Raw genomic sequence first — 18,336 nt, 5'->3', positions numbered from 1 at the left:
CTCCTTAAACTTTTTATGAGTTTGAAGGTAGCAAAGTCTATTCTTTAAACAACCCATGCACACTGCACTAGCGGTAAAATCAATTTTTCGCTCTATACAAACAACCGCCGTTGTTTATAAGTCTAGACTTTGCATAGAGCTGATCGCTAATCTTCTCACGATTGTACACCCTCCTTTTTAATGTGTAATTACTTGTTTCAGAATACGCTCAGCTGTCTTTTCTCCATTCGCAATACAATCTGGAATGCCTACACCATAATAGGAGCATCCAGCAAGGATAACATTAGGATACCTGTCTGTCATCTTCTTCTCTAAGGATACTACAATTTGATGATGAAGTTTATGGTAATTTGGCATTACATCATGCCATTTGGTCACATCGTAGGTAGCTGGCTGTCCTGTTATCCCGAGACTGGTCTGTATATCTTTCAAAGCCACCTTCAATAGTTCCTCTTCAGATAGCTTGATCAACGAATCATAATGAGGGTTTGAGCTTTTATAAAAGAGTCTGACAAGCAGACGCTGTTGTCCTGACGTATGCTCCCACTTACGACTTGTCCACGTACACGCATTACATAGAACATCATCGCTGTTGGCAGTGATGAACCCTGTGCCATTCGCAGGCAGCTGACTGTCGGGGATATCAAATCCTAAATATACACTAATCATAGAACTATTATATAACTGATTGAAATCTTCATTTAGTTCTTCGTCTTGAAGTAGCGCTTGTGCAGTAGAATGCATCGTTCCAAGTACGACAACATCGGAGTCTATGATTCGTCCATCTGCCAAAGTTACCTGGTACTGCTCTCCACGCTTCTCAATTCTTTCGGCACGAATCCCTTTGATGATCTCCAAATTAGAAAGATGTTCTTCCATAGAGTCGATCAAGGCAGATACACCTCCCTTGAATGACATGAACTTCTTATCACCATTCCCTTGAAATTTGGCTTTATTTGCGGATAAGCCTTGAATAATACTGCCGTATTCATTCTTATAATCAATCAAATAAGGCAGCGTCGAGGCAATTGTAAGTTCGCTTAGCTTCCCGGAATATACACCTGAAAGAACCGGTGAAATTTGCTTCTCGACAAGTTCTTTACCAAAGAAAGCTTCTAGAAAATCACCCACGGAATCGTTTTTCGTAAACTTATTATTGGGAGTGTAGAAATCTTTGAGTGCTTCAACCTTTCCTTCAGCTGAGATCAGTTCTGTTGTAGCAAGCGACTCCATACTGAGCGGAATGCCAAAGACTGCATCTTTAGGAATTTGCTTCAGTTTACCTTCTGTATAAATAAAGGATATTCCTGTCGCGTTATATACAACCTCATTTTGTATACCCAACTCTTCAATCAGAGGTGCAACATTCGTTTTACGGGTGACAATAGAATCTGCCCCAGACTCCATAATGAAGTCTTCTTGTTTTAGTGTTCTGATTTTGCCGCCCAGTCTATCGCTGGCTTCAACCAAAACGATTTTTACATCTAGCTTGTTATGCTCTATAGATTTCTGTAAATAGTAAGCGGTAGACAATCCAGTAATTCCCCCGCCAATCACGACAACTGTTCTCAATTCGTTGACACCTACCTCGTGGTTATAATCTGTATCAATTCAATTGTGTACATTATATCATAGGAATTTATAAGAATTTACATACCAACGTGTCAGATATGACACAAAAAAGCCGCGTTAAACGCGGCAATGATGGGGTAATAGTTATATATTTTCCTGTTTCAATGCATCGATAATGTTCTCTTTTTTCACTTTTGAGCTTGAATATAACATGGCTGCGCTAACGATGATAAACACTGCCAATATGACACACAAGATACTCATCCACGGAAGTGTGAATCCATAAGAGAAGCTGCTCATCATTGATCTATAGATCAAGTACATAATAACTATACTAATCGGAAGCCCATATAGTAGTGACTTTATTCCATAAAAAACACTTTCGTAATTAATCATTTTATTAAAACCATTTGGCGTCATGCCCACAGACTTCAGCATCGCAAACTCTCTTTTACGAAGAGATATGCTAGTTGATATCGTATTAAAAATATTCGCAATTGATATTAAAGTAATCAAAGCAATAAAACCATAGGTGAAAATAGACATTAACATGATCATCTGCTCACTATTTTGTCTATTTTGATACACATTTTGAACATAGATATTCCGCTCTTTCATTTCCTCTATGGCTTGTTGTGTCGCTAATGGGTTTGTGCTGTTCAAGTTAAGCCGGCTTTGAATATCTTTGCTCATTGCATCATTTGTTAGTCTATCGAAGACTTGTTCAGAGACGATGATGTTTATTCCACCAACCATTGCTGAATGTACTCCCATTGGACGTTTATCAGTTAGAGCGACAATTTTTACTGGTGATAAATCCGTCTCTTTTTTGGTATCCCAATCCGTATAAATAAGCTCAAGCTTTTGGCCGACTTCAGAGTGAAAAGCTTTGGTCTCAACAATTTTTTTAGCTTTCTCATCCTCAAAGGTAACCGTATCATTCACAATAGCAGTCATCTGATCAAGCTTCGTTAGTTGTTCATAATTTATACCGACCGTTTCTGCATAGGTTTTCAAACTCTGTTCATTTAGTGCATAGATCTGAATATAGTAAGGATATTTCCCGTTCTTTAGAACACTCTTATCCGCCTGCACAATCTCTTGCAATTCTTTTGCCATATTTTTCTCATCAATCCATGAACTCACACTGAGTTCCTTAGTCACATTATATTCCGTTATATTAGGTAATTTGGATATCGAGTTCGTCAACCGGTCCACTTTTTGAGCGTCCTCAGTCCCCATATATACTTGGATATCATAGTTCAAACCATCCTGTGAGAGTTCTACCGATCTTCTCATATTAGAAGTGAACGCTGATACAGATAAAAATAAAACAATACTAATGACAAGTGAGAACACGGTTGCTTGGTACCTGCGTTTATTTCTTTTTAAATTCTTCAAACCAATTTCTGCTTCAATACCAAACAATCTGCGCACGAACTTGGATGTTTTCACCGCTTTACCTGAGAGCTTAACATCGGTTGTTTGTCTGATCGCATCAATTGCCGAGATCTTTGAAGCCTTTCTGGCTGGAAGATAGGTGGATATAAAAATTGTCAGTATTGAAACTAAACAAGCGGTTAGTAGAGACAGAGGTGTAACAATCAACGTTAATCTCTCAGTTATCCCTAATACATCTTTAATCATCGAATTGATAAACATAAAAGTGATCCCGATGCCTGCTATACCGCAAATGATCCCAATTGGAATACTAATTAAACCGATAATCATTCCTTCAAAAAACACTGAATTCTGCTTTTGCCACTTTGTAGCCCCTACACTGGAGAGCATCCCTAAATGACGTGCACGCTCCGAGACAGAGATTGCAAAAGCATTATAGATTAAAGAAACGGAACCAATGATAATCACAACCATAATAATTACTGACAATAAAAGAAGTGTGTTACGTAAGCCATCGTTATTCGTCACACCATAATAGCGGAGCAGACTATTATTATAAGAGATCGACTCGATCTTATTTTCTTTTGCCAATTCCTCTGCATGCTTGTATATGGAGCTGTCCACCTTTTTTAATACAACCGTCGCTGTGGTTTTTTCAGCTGCTCCAATCATGCTTTCATCCACATAACTTATGGCAGTATAACCCGGAGACCATGTTGGTTCCCAAGTAGGACGTTTTATCACTCCCACAATCGTATAGTTCATTGATTTTTTATGAATAATCTTTTCAAGCAGGGTATCCTCTTCAGTCCGTAATCGTTCATTCTGAGATAGGGGTTGCCCACTATTTTCATCATCGCTAGTGACACGTTCACCCACATCAAGCGTTAAAGTTTCACCAATCTTGTAAGAGACTTTTGCATTCTTTGCAATCTCCTCAGAAATGACTACTTCGTGGTTTGTCTTCGGGAGTCTACCTTCCAGCAGTTCAATCGGAAATTGTTTAAAACCAGCTGCATTATATTCCTTGATATACCAATAGGGTTTATTCTCATTCTTCCCACCCTCTAAAGGGGCGTAGCCACGATCGTTGGAGATCACTAGGGCTTTTGTCGCATCATCTGTTTCTATCGCTTTGAGTTGAGCTTTAGTAACATTTCTATATTGGACATGCCATTCTCCATTTGTAGAGATACTTTGCTTCTTCATTAATTCCATAAAAGAAAAACCTAACGTCGCCACAGCCGTTACCATAGCTACTGAAATGATAACTCCAATGATAGTTACCAATGTTCTTCGCTTATTCTGTTTCAAATGTCTTATAGTTAATTTGTTTACAATATTCACGGACGAATCACCTCATCTTTAGCGATCCTTCCATCTTCAATAGTAATAACCCGATCTGCTTGCAAGGCAATACGTTCATCGTGAGTAATCACAATCAGTGTTTGATTATACGTTTTATTAAACATTTTTAATAATTCAATAATTTCACTGCTATTCTTGCTGTCTAGATTACCAGTTGGCTCATCTGCCAGCATAATTGCAGGGTTACTAATTAATGCTCTGCCTATGGATACCCGCTGCTGCTGTCCGCCTGATAGCTGATTCGGCAGATGGTTTAAACGATTTTCCAAATTTAACGCCTTCACGGTATCTGCAAATTGCTTCTTATCCACTTTATGCTGATCGAGCAGCAACGGAAGTGTGATATTCTCTTCAACCGTCAGCACCGGTATGAGATTATAGAACTGATAAATAAGACCAATTTGTCTGCGTCTAAAGATCGCCAGCTGTGTTTCATTCAAATCATAAATATCCGTGTTATCTACAAATACTTTACCACTTGTCGGTCTATCCACCCCACCTAATAAATGCAGAATAGTTGATTTTCCTGAGCCGGATGGTCCAATAATCGCTACGAATTCACCTTTTTTAATTGAAAAAGATACGTCATCCAGAGCCTTTACTGCGGTCTCGCCTTTACCATATGTTTTAGACAGATGTTCAATCTTTAAAATATCCATTGTTAGACCCCCATTTGTTGATGAGATCAGTATATCTGTCTACAATGACTCTTCAGTGACTCTTAAGTGACATTCTAGTCACTAAGCCATAAGTGTTAAATCACTTGCTTGTAAAATTTGATCCGAAATTGTGTACCCTTTCCTACTTCACTCACCACATCAATCGTGCCGTTTTGTTCAGTGATAATACTTTGCGCCAAGGCAAGTCCAATTCCAACGCTGTCTTCGTTTGCATTTGTACCCTTGTAGAATCGTTTGAAAATATAGGGGATCTCTGCTTTAGGAATTCCTTTTCCATTATCAGTAATGACAATTTCCGTGAACAGCGTGTTTTCTGCAAAAGAAATCGTAATCTCTCCCCCAGCAGGTGTATGCTCTACACAGTTTTTCAGAATATTAATCATCGCCTCAGTTGTCCAATTGTAATCGCCTATGAATGAGGTGGCGTCTTCACCTTCGATTTGAATCCGTTGCTCCTTAATATCCATTGGAATCAGTATGGGCTCCATAGATTTCTGAACAAGCTTCTTTACTTTTATGGAATCTTTTTTAAATTGAATGGTTCCGGCATCGATCTTTGAGAACTTTAATAATGAAGAAACCAGCCAGCCAATCCGATCGAGCTGAAGGCTGATTTTCCGCGTAAATTCTATTCTTTTCTCAACGTCCAGATCAGGATCACTTAATAAATCTGCCATCACGGTCATGGAGGTAAGTGGTGTTTTGAGCTGATGGGAAATGTCGGAGATCGCATTGGTAAGCTTTATTTTATCCTCTTGCAAAAGCAAACGCTGCTCCGATAACATCAACGTCACCTTATAAATATCATTTTTCAGGATACTAAGCTCGCCTTCCTGATTATCACGAACATCGAGCGAATAATTACCGCTGCTAATTTGACGTAGATACCCTGAAAGCTTCTCAATTTCGCGGTATCTCCAGCGGGTAAATAATAAACAACAACCTATAAGCAGAACTGAAGTTACCGCCGTGATCCCCATCGCTGCTGATGAAATAAATGCCGTTCCTATAATCGCCAGAAGGCTGATCGTAGTCATCGTTAGTAATAACCATCTAAATTCTCTGTTTCGTAACATCTAATCACCAACCTTATACCCTAAACCGCGTACTGTTTTGATCAGTGTGGGTTCTTGCGGGTTATCCTCTAACTTTTCCCTTAAGCGTTTAATATACACAGATAATGTATTATCATTTACAAATTCTCCGGCGACATCCCAAATCCGCTCTAACAGCTGATTTCTGGAAAGGACTTGTCCCACATGATTAGCAAATATCAGAAGCAGACGATATTCTAATGCTGTTAGCAGAACTTCATCGCCGTTCTTATAAACTTTTCCTTCAAGCGTATTAATCCGTATATTCTCTAGTTCAAAATTAGATGGAGTTTGAGCCTGCTTGTTATATCTCCTTAACACCGATTTAATGCGTGATAACAGCTCGCGAATCCGAAATGGCTTAGTTATGTAATCGTCTGCTCCCATATCAAGTCCCATCACTACATTAACTTCGTCATCAATCGCAGTTAAAAAGATGACCGGAATATCGCTCCGCTCCTTCACGATCTTACACAGATCATATCCGCTGCCATCCGGTAGAGAGAGATCAAAAATGCAAAGTGTTACTTCAGATAACCGCTCCGCCAACACCCTCCTAGCAGAGGTTGCATCATAACATAAAATAGTTTCAAAATGATCCTGCTGCAAGGAATATTCAAGTCCTGAAGCAATCGTTCTATCGTCCTCTACGAGCAATATTCTCATCAATGTTCATCCTAACCTAATAATTTGCGAAACCGTCATATTGAAAAAGCACTACACTTATATTGATGAATTTGCTGAAATCCTAAACGGAGCGCTAGCTTTCGGGAAGCTTCATTATCTAATGAACAGTCCCAGTAAGGTGTAAAACCATTTGTAAGTATATCCTCCGCTACTAAGGCCGCTAAATGAGTCCCCACTCCTCTATTCTGATACTTGGAGAGAGTTTCAATTCCGATAGCATGTGTATCCTCCGTAACGAAACTAGAATAACATACACCCATAATCTCAGTTCCCTCAACAGCAGCATATCCATAGCCTTTTGCCCTAAAGTCTTCTTTCGATGACCAGAATAAATCAATATTATCATGTACAAATTCTATATTCTTTAGATCTAAGTCCTCCCAGTCCAGCATTTTAAGATTTATAATTCTAATCGCATTATTAAGGGACTCAACGGGCTTGTGGAATAACTTGAACACCATTTGTTCAAAAGGATATAGCTTCCTAGAAGGAAACATCAATGCCAGATTCCATTCATTGTGTTGACCTGAGACTTCAAAATACTCCAGCCCAAGCTTTTTCATCCTCGGTGCAATATGACTGGATATATAACTATCTAAGCTCTTAATAAATAACTCATTGGTGTGATCGCCTATAATATAAAATCCTTGCATCCCCTTACTCCATACCAACGCGCTTTTTGGTGTTACAAGTTGATCTACAAAAATCCAGCCCGGATTATTTCCCTCGATAATGGAGAGAATTTCAGGATGAATAGGAGCACCTGTAAGTAACGGTTTCACTTCATTAAAATCCTGTTGAGATAATTCATGCATATGAACACTCCTCGCCAACAATTTATCTAAATCACTGATCAATACTTAAAAAGATTAAATCCCCTTTGTATATTCTATAAGATAATTCAGCAAATTGCTTATTATAAAATCCGATCCGGGTATCCTAAATAAAAAAGAATTGGACCCAATGCTTGACGCACAGGCCCAATCCTTTATTTGGAGTATCCTTAATGATCGAAATCAGCTTGCATTATTGACCTATCATACCACCGTCGACTGTATATAGAGAACCCGTTACGAATGAAGCCTCATCCGACAGAAGGAAGTTCATCACAGCGGCAACCTCTTGCGGTTCTCCGTAGCGTCCCATAGGTGTTGCAGCTTCGTTAGCTGTCTTGTATTCTTCTGCGCTTCCAAAATTATTTTCAATTTTACGCATCATTTGTGTATTGATCGTTCCTGGGAGTACCGCATTTACACGAATACCAAGGGGTGCAAGCTCATTTGCAGCTACGCGAGTCAGACCAATTACAGCATGCTTAGACATAATGTAAGGGGCCATACCTGGTGCACCCATGAGTCCTGCCAGAGAAGAAGTGTTCAGAATAGCGCCTGATTTTTGTTTTTTCATCACAGGAATTACATAATGTAGTCCAAGAAATACACCACGTACATTGACGTTATATACAAGATCAAGTGCTTTAACGTTAAGCTCTTCGATTTGACCTGCCGGACCTTCAATTCCGGCATTGTTTGCAAAATAATCAATGGTTCCAAATTTTTCTACCGCTCTATTAACATAATTCTGAACGTCTTCTTCATTAGAGACATCCGCAGCTACAGCTAAAGAGTTAGATTCATTTAAGCCTAAATCTTGGATGACATTTTTTATCGCTTCTTCATTCAGATCGACAAGTACAAGATTCAGTTTACGATCAGACAATCGACGGGCAAGCTCTTTACCGATTCCACCTGCAGCTCCAGTAATTACAGCAGTTTTTACATATGATTCACTCATTGTATGTTCGCATCCTTTGTTATGAATTGGCTATATATTATAGTCTTAGGAGATGGGATAACCTATCTCTATTACTAGAGTACACCCCATTAGTTAACCTGTTCAATAATCAGAATTTTAAGTAATGTCGCCTAACCAACATACTTGCTCTACGTGTTTACTTATGTCTAAATCTTGAACATTAGCTGATCTTTTGTTACTTTTAAAATAAGAACTATAAATGAACGATAAAAAGATCATAGCTGGAGGTAGTTTTTTTGATACAGGAAGAACATGAAGACAGAAGAACCAGAAGAACACGCCAAGCTCTGAAATCTGCATTCGTTGAGCTAATATTGGAAAATAGTTATGATTCAGTTACAATATTGGACGTGACTAATCGAGCGGATTACAATCGAGGGACTTTTTATAAACATTTTGAGAGTAAAGAGGCTTTGCTTAAGGAAATACATGATGAATTTCTACAGGGTATAGGTGAGGCGCTATTAGACCCTTATGAGGGATTGGAACGTATTGAGGCAACGGAGGTCTTCCCTTCCATTCTGCAGCTGTTCGAATATATTGAGGGGCATAAAGCGGAGTTTTTAGCCTTATCCGCAGTGGAACGAGGGAAAATGACTGTTGAACTGTTCGACCGTTTACGGGAATCCATGCGTGAGGATATGCGAATTGAGATAGAAGCTGATGCTGCTCCTGTGGATTATGAAATTATGTTGAGTTACCAAATGTCTGCTACAGTAGGTGTCATTATGCACTGGGCTGAAGTCAATTTCAAATATTCGGCGAGCTATATGGCAGAACAGTTAATTACACTGGTGAACAGCAAAATAGACCATATAGCTTTTATGAAAAAATCTAATGGGTAAGAAATGAATTGCAAGTGCCATATATAGGAACGAAATTTAAAAAACCAGCGCATTGAGAGATGAGCTCAAATGCTCTGGTTTTTAGTGTAGCAGTGCTCTACTCAGCGAATATCTTTTACTCGAATATTGCTTCCTAACAGGCCCGAATCACTACTTAATCTGAATGACGGGTAACTCTCATCTGCTTCAAGTCGCATCTGTTCATCAAATAAAGATTCCTGTTGACGGTCCACAAAAAAAGTAAAGGGCTCTTTCTGAACTTCAATATCTGTAGCATGGGGTTCACTAATAATCTGAATTACGATCACGCCATTACAACCACAGCCCTCTGTATCGAAGAACAATTTAAAATAACCTGGTCGTTCACCAAGGTTTTCATTTAACTTTTCTGTAGTTAGAGAGTTCAATTGTATGAACATTGGATGATCTGCTCCTTATTTATAATTGAGTTACTACTTTCCCAAAGTATAGATTGATTTGCTTTCACCCTCGTGTGACTGCCATCACTTCTTTTTTGACAAACATGAGTCTGAGGATAATTAAGCCGACTTTTGAGTCTCCCGGGCACCCCCTAGCTTAAATACTAGAATACCGCCAACAATCACGAGTACTCCGACCAACTGCTTCCAGGTGAAAGGAACCTTTTCAAGCCCTAACCAGCCGAGGGAATCCCACAATAAAGCAAACCCAAGCTGAGAGATTAATACGATCGAGATCGCATAGGTTGGCCCAAGACGTTTGGTGCCTTGCACGAGACAGATTACTACACCCACCCCGATCAATCCGCTGATCCAGTACCAAGGCTCCATATTTCGCAAAGTAAATATTCGGCCGCCTTCAAAGATAAGACTCATAATAAAGGACGCCAGAAAACCCAACCCTAATACTAACGTCGTTGTGGCCCAAGATCCAACCTTTTGATTAACCTTCGTATTAAAAATATTTTGTAAACTAACGAATGAACCCGCGACAAGCGCTAATATTAACCCTAAAATCATAACGTAACTCCTCCAGTTGTTGATTGTATTCTCAGAATTTCAAAATCACTACTCCAGCAATCATCAACCCTATTCCAATAAACTGTGGGAGTCTCATTTGTCGTTTTTCCATCCCAAACCAGCCTTTAATATCAATTAAGAAGGTCAAGCATAGCTGTGCAATGAGCAATGTCGATATAGTAAAAGTAACGCCAATCTGTTGAATGGCAGTGACTTCACTGAAAATAACGACTGCGGCAAAAGATCCGCCAATTAGATATAATGGTTTTACTTCTTTTAATCCTTGCCATTTCCCATCTCTAACAAATAAGAGGATTAGTAACGACATGATAAATCCTGTTAACTGTGTAATTGTCGCAGCTTGCCAAGTCCCAATATCTTGACTAATTCGAGCATTAGATACTCCTTGCAGAGTGATACAAGCCCCCGCTAAAAACGCAAATATAATTCCTCTCATTTCTCTCTCTCCTCAACTTCGATCTCTTACATATTAAAAAGCAATTCAGGCCTTTAAAAAAGGACATCTGTCCTAAACCAAAATAAACGATGTTGTTGCCCCTATAAGCCTTTCGTATATTTTCAAAAAAAAGACCGCCTCAAGCCATCTCTTAGGCTTAAAACGGGCTTTCAGAACTTTAAATTGTGGATTAGGAAAGTAATTTATGCTCATGCAATTGATCGAAAATGATCTGTGTAACGACTGAAACACGATTTCGATCCTTATAAGATAACCAGGATAACTCTTCAATTTCCGACGCAGGACTAAGTGTACCTTCAAAATCCGCGATATAACATGTCATTTTAACTATGACGCCTTCAGCTTTACCGTGAGCTTCCGCTTCAAAGGTTCCAAAATAGGAGATGGTTTCTGGTTTAATACGAACAGAGATCTCTTCCTCGATTTCGCGCACGAGCGTCTCCTCGTCTGTTTCTCCAGCTTCTCTTTTTCCTCCAGGCAAATAATAGGTATCTTTCCCTTTGGAACGCGCACACAAAACTTGTCCATTCTGAATATGAATCCATGCAATTTTATCAATGATTGTAGTCATACAGTTCTCCCCATATTTTTTTCTAATAATTATATCATACAGCCAAGACCATCTATTTATACAACGTCTATATTTGATTTTTGTATGTGCAGCTTAGCTTTGGCCTGAGGTACATGATGAAGCAAATAGTACGCAGCAAGAGAGAGAAGTGTTACTCCCCCCGCAACCTCATACATCATTCGGTAATCCGTATAAGAAGCAATTAAACCCATGAAATACGAGCCCGCTCCATAACCCAAATCAAATAACAAGAAAAAGGTCCCATTCGCACTACCTCTACGATCTTTAGCCGCTAATTTAAGCGCAAGAGTCTGGAAACATGGCATAAGTGCACCATATCCAATTCCCATAATGACACCAGACATCATTAACATCAAACCAGACCGAGCTTGACTTAAACTAAGCAATCCAACGGCGAAGATTAGAATTCCGGGATAGATGAGAATATGCTCATTATATTTATCGAATACTTTACCTATAACCGGGCGAAACAATACAATCATAATTGCAAAAGCCACAAAAAAATAACCAGTAAGCTGTGATTGATGAATTTCTTTCGTAAAAGAAGCTATAAATCCAGACAAGGAGCTGTAGGAAAAAGCAAGCGTAAATCCGACAAGTGATATCGGCAAGGCTTTCGGCTCGATTACGTCTCTCCAGCGAAGCCCTTTTCGCGTCTTAGCAGGTTTCTTAACAGCTTCAATAACGTTAGCCTTATCTTCTTTTGGCATCCGAACACCTAACGTGAATAACAGCGAGAGAGCGGCAATCACACACACGCCTAACAGTAGTACATTAATATTCTCATCTTTCCAGAGAAAAAGACCCAATGCGGGTCCAATGACCATAGCAATGCTCATAAACATGCTAAAATAACCGATGCCTTCTCCTTGACGTGAATAAGGGATTAGCGTCGAGGCTATTGTACTTGTAGCTGTCGAGGCAACAGCATAACTCATTCCGTGTAGGAAACGAATTACCAGGAATAATACAATTCCATTAGATCCGAAGTAACCAATACAGGCGATTAGAAATATGGTTAGCCCAATAACCGCCATTTTCTTTTTGCCGAATTTATCGACCCATTGTCCCGAAAAAGGACGGATCAAAACTCCCCCTATTACATAGATAGTAATCGCTAACCCCATTTGCTGCTGATTCCCGTGTAAGCTTTCCTTTACGTATAACGGGAATGCAGTTGCCAGAATGTAAAAGGTCAGGAACATAAAAAAACTACTTAAGCAAACAACAATAAAATTCCGGGTCCATATTTTCTCTCTAATCACAACAGACTCTCTCCATCCTACCTATAACTTTTTATATGTTACAATAGTATAGGACTGAAAATTAATTAAGTAAAATACATATTATATGATCGATAGATCACATTAGAGTTATAAGTAAAGTGAGGTTTTTGTTATGGAATTCCTTCAGCTTCAATATTTTCAGGCAGTTGCACGCCATGAACACATGACTAAGGCCGCAAAAGAATTAAATGTATCTCAGCCCTCCCTTAGTAATTCCATACAGCGTTTAGAGAAAAACTTAGGTGTTCCCTTATTCGAGCGACAAGGCAGAAATATAAAATTGAACGAATTCGGAAAAACCTATCTGCAACGTGTCGAGCAAGCTTTTATGGAACTTGAAGAAGGACAGCGTGAGCTCACAGATATGGCTGGACTTGAACATGGTGTAATTTCCATTGCGGCCACACTCCCGTATGTATTGCCCACTTTACTAAAAGAATTTCTTACCCTTCATCCGCATGTACGGATCATCCAACGTCAGCTCGGCTCTGCGTTAGAAATGAGAAATGATTTAGAGAGTGCAGCGATTGATTTTTGCATATCATCTACACCTGTTACCGGACCAGATATCGAGTGGCATACCTTAGCAGAAGAAGAATTATGTTTAACTGTGCCCAAGAATCATCGCTTTACTAATCGAAAGAGTATTTCTTTGATAGAAGCTGCAGGTGAGAATTTCATTTCTTTATCTTCTAGATATAATTTCCGTGAAATTTCAGATGAATTTTGCCGACAAGCTGGATTTGAACCTCAAATTACGTTCGAGCTTGAAGAAGTAAGCGCCATTCAAACCCTAGTAGAAATGGGACTAGGAATCACCTTCACCCTCCCTCTCTCCTTAGGCAGAAGAAGTCAAAATACAGAAATTGTTCAATTAAAAATAACAGAACCACTATGTCAACGCTCTTTTGGCATCGCATGGAGCAGAAAGCACTTTTTATCGCAAGCAGCTATACATTTCCGGAAATTTGCTGTGGATTTTTTTAGTAAACCTCATGAATATAATTAACGTGAAAACTACTATGCTAAGCATTTTTAGTTATACCAAGATGATTGCAAAGCGTACATATCTGCATAAATCCCTTTATTATTTATTAAGTCTTGATGCTGCCCCACTTCAGCTATACTTCCATTATCAATAACATAGATCGTATCAACATTTTTCGCCCAGCCCAGTCTATGTGAAATGAAGATGGCAGCTTTATCTTGGCAGATATCTAATAATTGTGTATAGATCTGCATCTCAGCATTCGGATCAATCGCAGAAGTAGGTTCGTCAAACACTAGAAGATCCGCATCATTATATAACGCACGCGCAATCGCCAGCTTTTGCCACTGTCCGCCTGATAGCTGCCTGCTTCCTTCAAGCATTTGACCTAACCTAACATCTAGTCCCCCTAATTCGTAAAACAAATCCATCAGCTCACATTTTTCCAGAATACTTAGTATTTTCACATCGTCCGGCGAAGATTTGGCATCACCCAACAGGATGTTTTCTCTTAGTGTCATTTCGAATTTAATAGAATGCTGGTACACGACGGATACTTTACCTTGAGGTTCTGGACTGTCTTTCCAGTAAATAGATCCAGAACTAGCAGTGTACTGCCCTAATAACAATTTGATCAAGGTAGACTTTCCTGCTCCATTTTCTCCAACGATGGCTATTTTCTCACCGGGCTTTATGACCATATTGATGTTAGATAAAACATACTTACTGGATTCGGCGTATTTAAAATAGACATTTGAAACGGTAATAGGAAGCATAGCTTCAGAGCTGTTATTGATATTATTTTTTCGGAAATCTCTATTTTTATAGGTAAGCACTTCATTTAAGTCATATAATTTACTGCTGCTGATGTAAAGCTTGCTTAGCGGCCAAGTCAAACTCATGATTTTACCACCACAAGTTAACAAAGCCAGAAATAATACTGAGATTGTCCCCACAGTAACTGTATTTGACTCCCCCATTTTACTTAACAGATAGACCAATACGATAAAAATAGCACTCGTCTGAACCATAGCCACAATCATCCCTGTTTTGATTTCGAATTTCCTCGCACTATACCTTTTATCATGCTGCTTCTTCATAAGCTTTGCCCAGAGATCCGTAAAATAGGAGATAGAGTTATAGATTCGCATTTCCCTAATCGCATTAGGATCTTCCAAAGTTACAGCTAGATAATCCCCCATTCTTCCGTCAAAAGTAAGCTCTCGCCCTGTTCTTCTAACTTTAATCTCAGTAAACATTCGAAAAGATAAAGTAGATACGATCATTAAACCCACCACCAGTGTGACTAAAAAATATCCACTTGTAGCCGATAACCAGATGATACTTATAAGTCCTGAGATATTTCCTACACTGGACAGCAAAAAACCAGTAATCCCCTCTAAATCTTCTCCAACTATTGTTTTAGCTCTTTGCAGCTTGTTCCCAAACTCTTCATCATCAAAATCCTCAAAGTCAACTTGATTTGCAATATCTATCAGCTCGGATTGGAAAGCGAGAGTTAGTTCCGCATTCATTCGACTTTTCATTATGTTGGTTATACTCAATGAACAGGCTTGTACTCCATGAATTAAAACAAACCATAGAATCGGAATAAAGGTTATCGCACCAGCAGCTACTGCATTAATGATATGAACTTGAACAGAATACGAGTAAAAAGTTAATAATCCACTGATTACAGGAACTATGATCGTTATTGTTGAGATTACTGGACTTTTTCCAATCATCCGTGCCAGTATCGTTAAAATATTCTTAAGGTCTCTTCTCAGCAGAATCTCTCCTTTCTCAGCCATATAAAGAGGACTGGCGGTTAAACATTCCCCTGTACTTACCATCCAACTTCATTAATTCTTCATGTGTTCCACTTTCAACGATTTCTCCATGCTCAAACAGAAAAATTCTATCAACGAATTTGGACATATATAGCCGATGTGTCACAATAATGGAGGTCTGCTGCTCTCCTAATTTCATAAAGGTTTCAAACGCCTGCTGTTCCGCGTAAGGATCGAGGGCTGCAGTAGGTTCATCAAAAATCGTAAGCGAGCCGTTGTTGAGATATGCACGTGCAATCGCAAGTCTTTGCCATTGTCCACCAGACAGATCAATCCCCCCAAACTGTGGACCTACTAAAGTGTCCAACGCAACACCATAAGAATCGGCTTCTGCTTTTCTCATCGCAGCTAATAATCTTGAATCGTCATACATGGCAGCAATATTCCCCATGGCTATGTTTTCTCGAATTGGTCTATGTAATTTAGTGAAATCCTGAAAAACAACTCTCACACCCTTTGTGACGTTATGAGCCAGAACTTCCTGCTCTCCATTAAACCACTGGATGTTTCCCGCTGTTGGATGATATAACCCTGCTATCAGCTTGATGAGCGTAGATTTTCCTGAACCATTCTCACCTACAAAAGCAACTCGTTCACCAGGTTTGAGGGTCATGTTTATATTTTTAAGCGTGTCCTGTGCATTGGTTGCATAACGATAATTCAACTGCTGAATTGTGATCTGCATCGCATCGGTATTCCTTATCGAATCTTCCGGATCTCTTTGAACTTGCTCTTCAAGTTCCAAATACGCACTATACTCATTGAAGCGCACGCGACTTTTGGTCAGATCAGAATACATCCTTGTTAGTGCAGGAATGACAATAAATAATTGACTAGATATCTGAAGTAATAATACGAAAAGTCCGGCGCTCTGCCCGCTACCTCCAAGCGTAATTGCTAAAATAGCAATCGTAAGCCCGTTTAATAAAGTCATAGTTATACTTTGGGAGAAGCTTAAGGTCTCAGATAAAATAACTTTTCGGTGCATTTGTTTGAAATTCCCATTAAAGATCTCTTTCATTGTGGTAACCAAGTAGGAGGACATTCCGTACATTCTTACTTCCGGGAGGGTATTTCTACTAACCAGCAAATCAACGATATAATTAATCATTCGTACAGAGGAGGTTTGATTTGCTGAAATGGCCTCTACTTTCCGAGACATCCATCTGATGAGGTAAAGCTGCAGAATTTGTACTACTAAAATGAACATTGCCAGGATATAAAAGCCATAACAGGATAGGACTACGATTAGTGCGATCAATGTTATAAAGTGGATTGTCACCGCGGTCCATTGATCTAACAAATCGATCAGGGAAAGCCGTTTTGCTTTTTCTCTAATCGTTTTTGTTGCGGGATCTTCCAATAAAGCCGTCGATAATTTAGAGGTCTTAGCCAAAATACTATGTTCCAGTTCATAAATACTGGTTGCCGTTAAATTGGTTACAGAAATGGCTCGAAGAGAACCATTGATGCCAGCCAGATATAAAATTAACATCAGTGAACTTACCAATAGTAAGATATGTAGGTAGGCGTTAGTCGTGAAGTTCTGAATGAGGTCAACTACATATTTCGTTATGAACAGCTCTGCAAATAGAATTGGTGGGCTCAGCAGGTTAGTGATAAAATATAAAAGTGAGTTTCTTTTGTCTTTTACATAGAGTAGCTTTACAACGTAGAGAAAGTCAGGCAGATAGCATCTCTCCTTAAGTGTATATTTTTCACTGAAAACTCTTTCCTTTTCAAACGTGGAATCTGATTATAACGTTAATTGTTTATAATTGGAAGAAGTACTTTCAAGCTCACCAAATTATAGGAGTGTGAATTCATGAAACTTCAATTCAACTTATTCCCAGGCGGATTATCAAAGGCGCTCACTATGAGCTATGATGACGGCCAGAAACACGATATCCGCTTGGCTGGTATTTTTGATCAATATGGAATTAAAGGGACCTTCCATTTAAATAGTGCAATGATCAATGCACCTGGGTTCTTATCGCCCGCTGATGTTAAGCATTCGCTCAGGAATCATGAAGTGTCCGCCCATTCCGTTACTCACCCACATCTAGAGCGTCTTCCTTTACCGATGGTAATTGAAGAGTTGTTCGAAGACCGTAAACGATTGGAAAAGCTGGTGGATTATCCAGTGCGAGGCATGTCCTACCCCTACGGTACATACTCTCAGGAGATAATTGCACCACTTCAGTCCGTTGGAATTGAATACAGCCGCACTGTTCACTCTACCAAACAGTTTGATATGCCTCTTAATTTCATGGAATGGCATCCAACCTGCCACCATATTGAAGATCTGCATCAGGTTTGGGAGCGATTCACAATGGAAGGACCCTCCCAGAAACTAAGACTCTGTTATGTTTGGGGCCATAGCTATGAGTTCGCACAGCAGAACAATTGGGAGTTAATCGAAACTTTTTGCCAACAAGCAGGTGGACATTCAGATATTTGGTACGCTACTAATATTGAGATTTATGATTATGTCACTGCCCTGTATTCACTGAAATTAAGTGCCGACAAAACGATTATCCGCAACAATTCTGCCATAGATGTTTGGGTATCTATTAATGATCAACCCGTTCAGATTAAGGGTGGAAGTATGATGACTACGAAATAATCTAAAACACAAAAAAAGAGCGTTGGCCAACATCGCTCTTTTTTTGTGCTAATTAT

General features: G+C 39.3%; 17 protein-coding genes. 3 read left to right on the top strand and 14 right to left on the bottom strand.

Annotation, left to right across the window (positions count from 1 at the left end; translation table 11 throughout):
* Positions 1-177: 177 nt before the first annotated feature.
* The 7 genes from MHI51_RS14665 to MHI51_RS14635 all read right to left on the bottom strand — a co-directional run bounded on the left by MHI51_RS14665 (position 178) and on the right by MHI51_RS14635 (position 8,596).
* Positions 178-1,572, bottom strand: coding sequence for a protoporphyrinogen oxidase (locus MHI51_RS14665; RefSeq protein WP_405173989.1), 1,395 nt, complete (start codon positions 1,570-1,572; stop codon positions 178-180).
* 144 nt (positions 1,573-1,716) lie between these two features.
* The gene (locus MHI51_RS14660) at positions 1,717-4,320 is read right to left on the bottom strand and encodes an ABC transporter permease (protein WP_076217524.1); all 2,604 of its coding nucleotides are present in this window, start codon (positions 4,318-4,320) and stop codon (positions 1,717-1,719) included.
* Positions 4,317-5,000: an ABC transporter ATP-binding protein gene (locus MHI51_RS14655; protein ID WP_076125806.1), complete on the bottom strand. Its 684-nt coding sequence runs from the start codon at positions 4,998-5,000 to the stop codon at positions 4,317-4,319. The genes MHI51_RS14660 and MHI51_RS14655 overlap by 4 nt, the downstream gene beginning before the upstream one ends.
* Before the next feature lie 95 nt (positions 5,001-5,095).
* Positions 5,096-6,097, bottom strand: coding sequence for a sensor histidine kinase (locus MHI51_RS14650; protein ID WP_405173988.1), 1,002 nt, complete (start codon positions 6,095-6,097; stop codon positions 5,096-5,098).
* Entirely contained in the window at positions 6,098-6,781 is a 684-nt protein-coding gene (locus MHI51_RS14645; RefSeq protein WP_076125811.1) for a response regulator transcription factor, read from the bottom strand.
* A gap of 35 nt (positions 6,782-6,816) precedes the next feature.
* Positions 6,817-7,617 (bottom strand): GNAT family N-acetyltransferase, encoded by an 801-nt coding sequence (locus MHI51_RS14640; protein ID WP_076190421.1) that lies wholly within the window; start codon positions 7,615-7,617, stop codon positions 6,817-6,819.
* 211 nt (positions 7,618-7,828) lie between these two features.
* Entirely contained in the window at positions 7,829-8,596 is a 768-nt protein-coding gene (locus MHI51_RS14635; RefSeq protein WP_076276458.1) for an SDR family NAD(P)-dependent oxidoreductase, read from the bottom strand.
* Positions 8,597-8,853: 257 nt separating this feature from the next.
* Between MHI51_RS14635 and MHI51_RS14630 the strand changes: the two genes are divergently transcribed.
* A complete protein-coding gene (locus MHI51_RS14630) occupies positions 8,854-9,462 on the top strand; it encodes a TetR/AcrR family transcriptional regulator (RefSeq protein WP_076190423.1) in 609 nt (202 codons plus the stop codon).
* Between the two features lie 101 nt (positions 9,463-9,563).
* Here MHI51_RS14630 and MHI51_RS14625 read toward each other — a convergent pair whose 3' ends face one another.
* From MHI51_RS14625 to MHI51_RS14605, 5 genes are all read right to left on the bottom strand, one after another.
* Positions 9,564-9,881: an iron-sulfur cluster biosynthesis family protein gene (locus MHI51_RS14625; RefSeq protein WP_341002496.1), complete on the bottom strand. Its 318-nt coding sequence runs from the start codon at positions 9,879-9,881 to the stop codon at positions 9,564-9,566.
* Between the two features lie 120 nt (positions 9,882-10,001).
* A complete protein-coding gene (locus tag MHI51_RS14620; protein WP_076125820.1) occupies positions 10,002-10,460 on the bottom strand; it encodes a DMT family transporter in 459 nt (152 codons plus the stop codon).
* A gap of 31 nt (positions 10,461-10,491) precedes the next feature.
* Positions 10,492-10,917 carry a DMT family transporter gene (locus MHI51_RS14615; protein ID WP_076190424.1) on the bottom strand — a complete coding sequence of 142 codons (426 nt, stop codon included), beginning with the start codon at positions 10,915-10,917 and terminating at the stop codon, positions 10,492-10,494.
* A gap of 190 nt (positions 10,918-11,107) precedes the next feature.
* Entirely contained in the window at positions 11,108-11,509 is a 402-nt protein-coding gene (locus tag MHI51_RS14610) for an NUDIX domain-containing protein (protein WP_076125824.1), read from the bottom strand.
* A gap of 56 nt (positions 11,510-11,565) precedes the next feature.
* The gene (locus tag MHI51_RS14605) at positions 11,566-12,795 is read right to left on the bottom strand and encodes an MFS transporter (protein WP_076125825.1); all 1,230 of its coding nucleotides are present in this window, start codon (positions 12,793-12,795) and stop codon (positions 11,566-11,568) included.
* A 133-nt stretch (positions 12,796-12,928) separates the two neighbouring features.
* Between MHI51_RS14605 and MHI51_RS14600 the strand changes: the two genes are divergently transcribed.
* Positions 12,929-13,825: a LysR substrate-binding domain-containing protein gene (locus MHI51_RS14600; RefSeq protein WP_342410813.1), complete on the top strand. Its 897-nt coding sequence runs from the start codon at positions 12,929-12,931 to the stop codon at positions 13,823-13,825.
* Between the two features lie 26 nt (positions 13,826-13,851).
* Here MHI51_RS14600 and MHI51_RS14595 read toward each other — a convergent pair whose 3' ends face one another.
* Together MHI51_RS14595 and MHI51_RS14590 are read right to left on the bottom strand one after the other, a co-directional pair.
* Positions 13,852-15,615, bottom strand: coding sequence for an ABC transporter ATP-binding protein (locus MHI51_RS14595; RefSeq protein WP_342410812.1), 1,764 nt, complete (start codon positions 15,613-15,615; stop codon positions 13,852-13,854).
* The gene (locus MHI51_RS14590) at positions 15,608-17,149 is read right to left on the bottom strand and encodes an ABC transporter ATP-binding protein (RefSeq protein WP_342410811.1); all 1,542 of its coding nucleotides are present in this window, start codon (positions 17,147-17,149) and stop codon (positions 15,608-15,610) included. Before MHI51_RS14590 ends, MHI51_RS14595 begins: the two co-directional genes overlap by 8 nt.
* Before the next feature lie 330 nt (positions 17,150-17,479).
* Here MHI51_RS14590 and MHI51_RS14585 point away from each other — a divergent pair, with 330 nt between their 5' ends.
* Positions 17,480-18,280 (top strand): polysaccharide deacetylase family protein, encoded by an 801-nt coding sequence (locus MHI51_RS14585; protein WP_076125834.1) that lies wholly within the window; start codon positions 17,480-17,482, stop codon positions 18,278-18,280.
* The last annotated feature ends 56 nt before the right edge of the window (positions 18,281-18,336 follow it).

This window comes from Paenibacillus sp. FSL H8-0260 (assembly GCF_045040625.1).
GTDB lineage: Bacteria > Bacillota > Bacilli > Paenibacillales > Paenibacillaceae > Paenibacillus_AQ > Paenibacillus_AQ odorifer.
The sequence above is the reverse complement of the archived record's forward strand: the minus strand, read 5'-3'. Positions and strand labels throughout refer to the sequence as shown.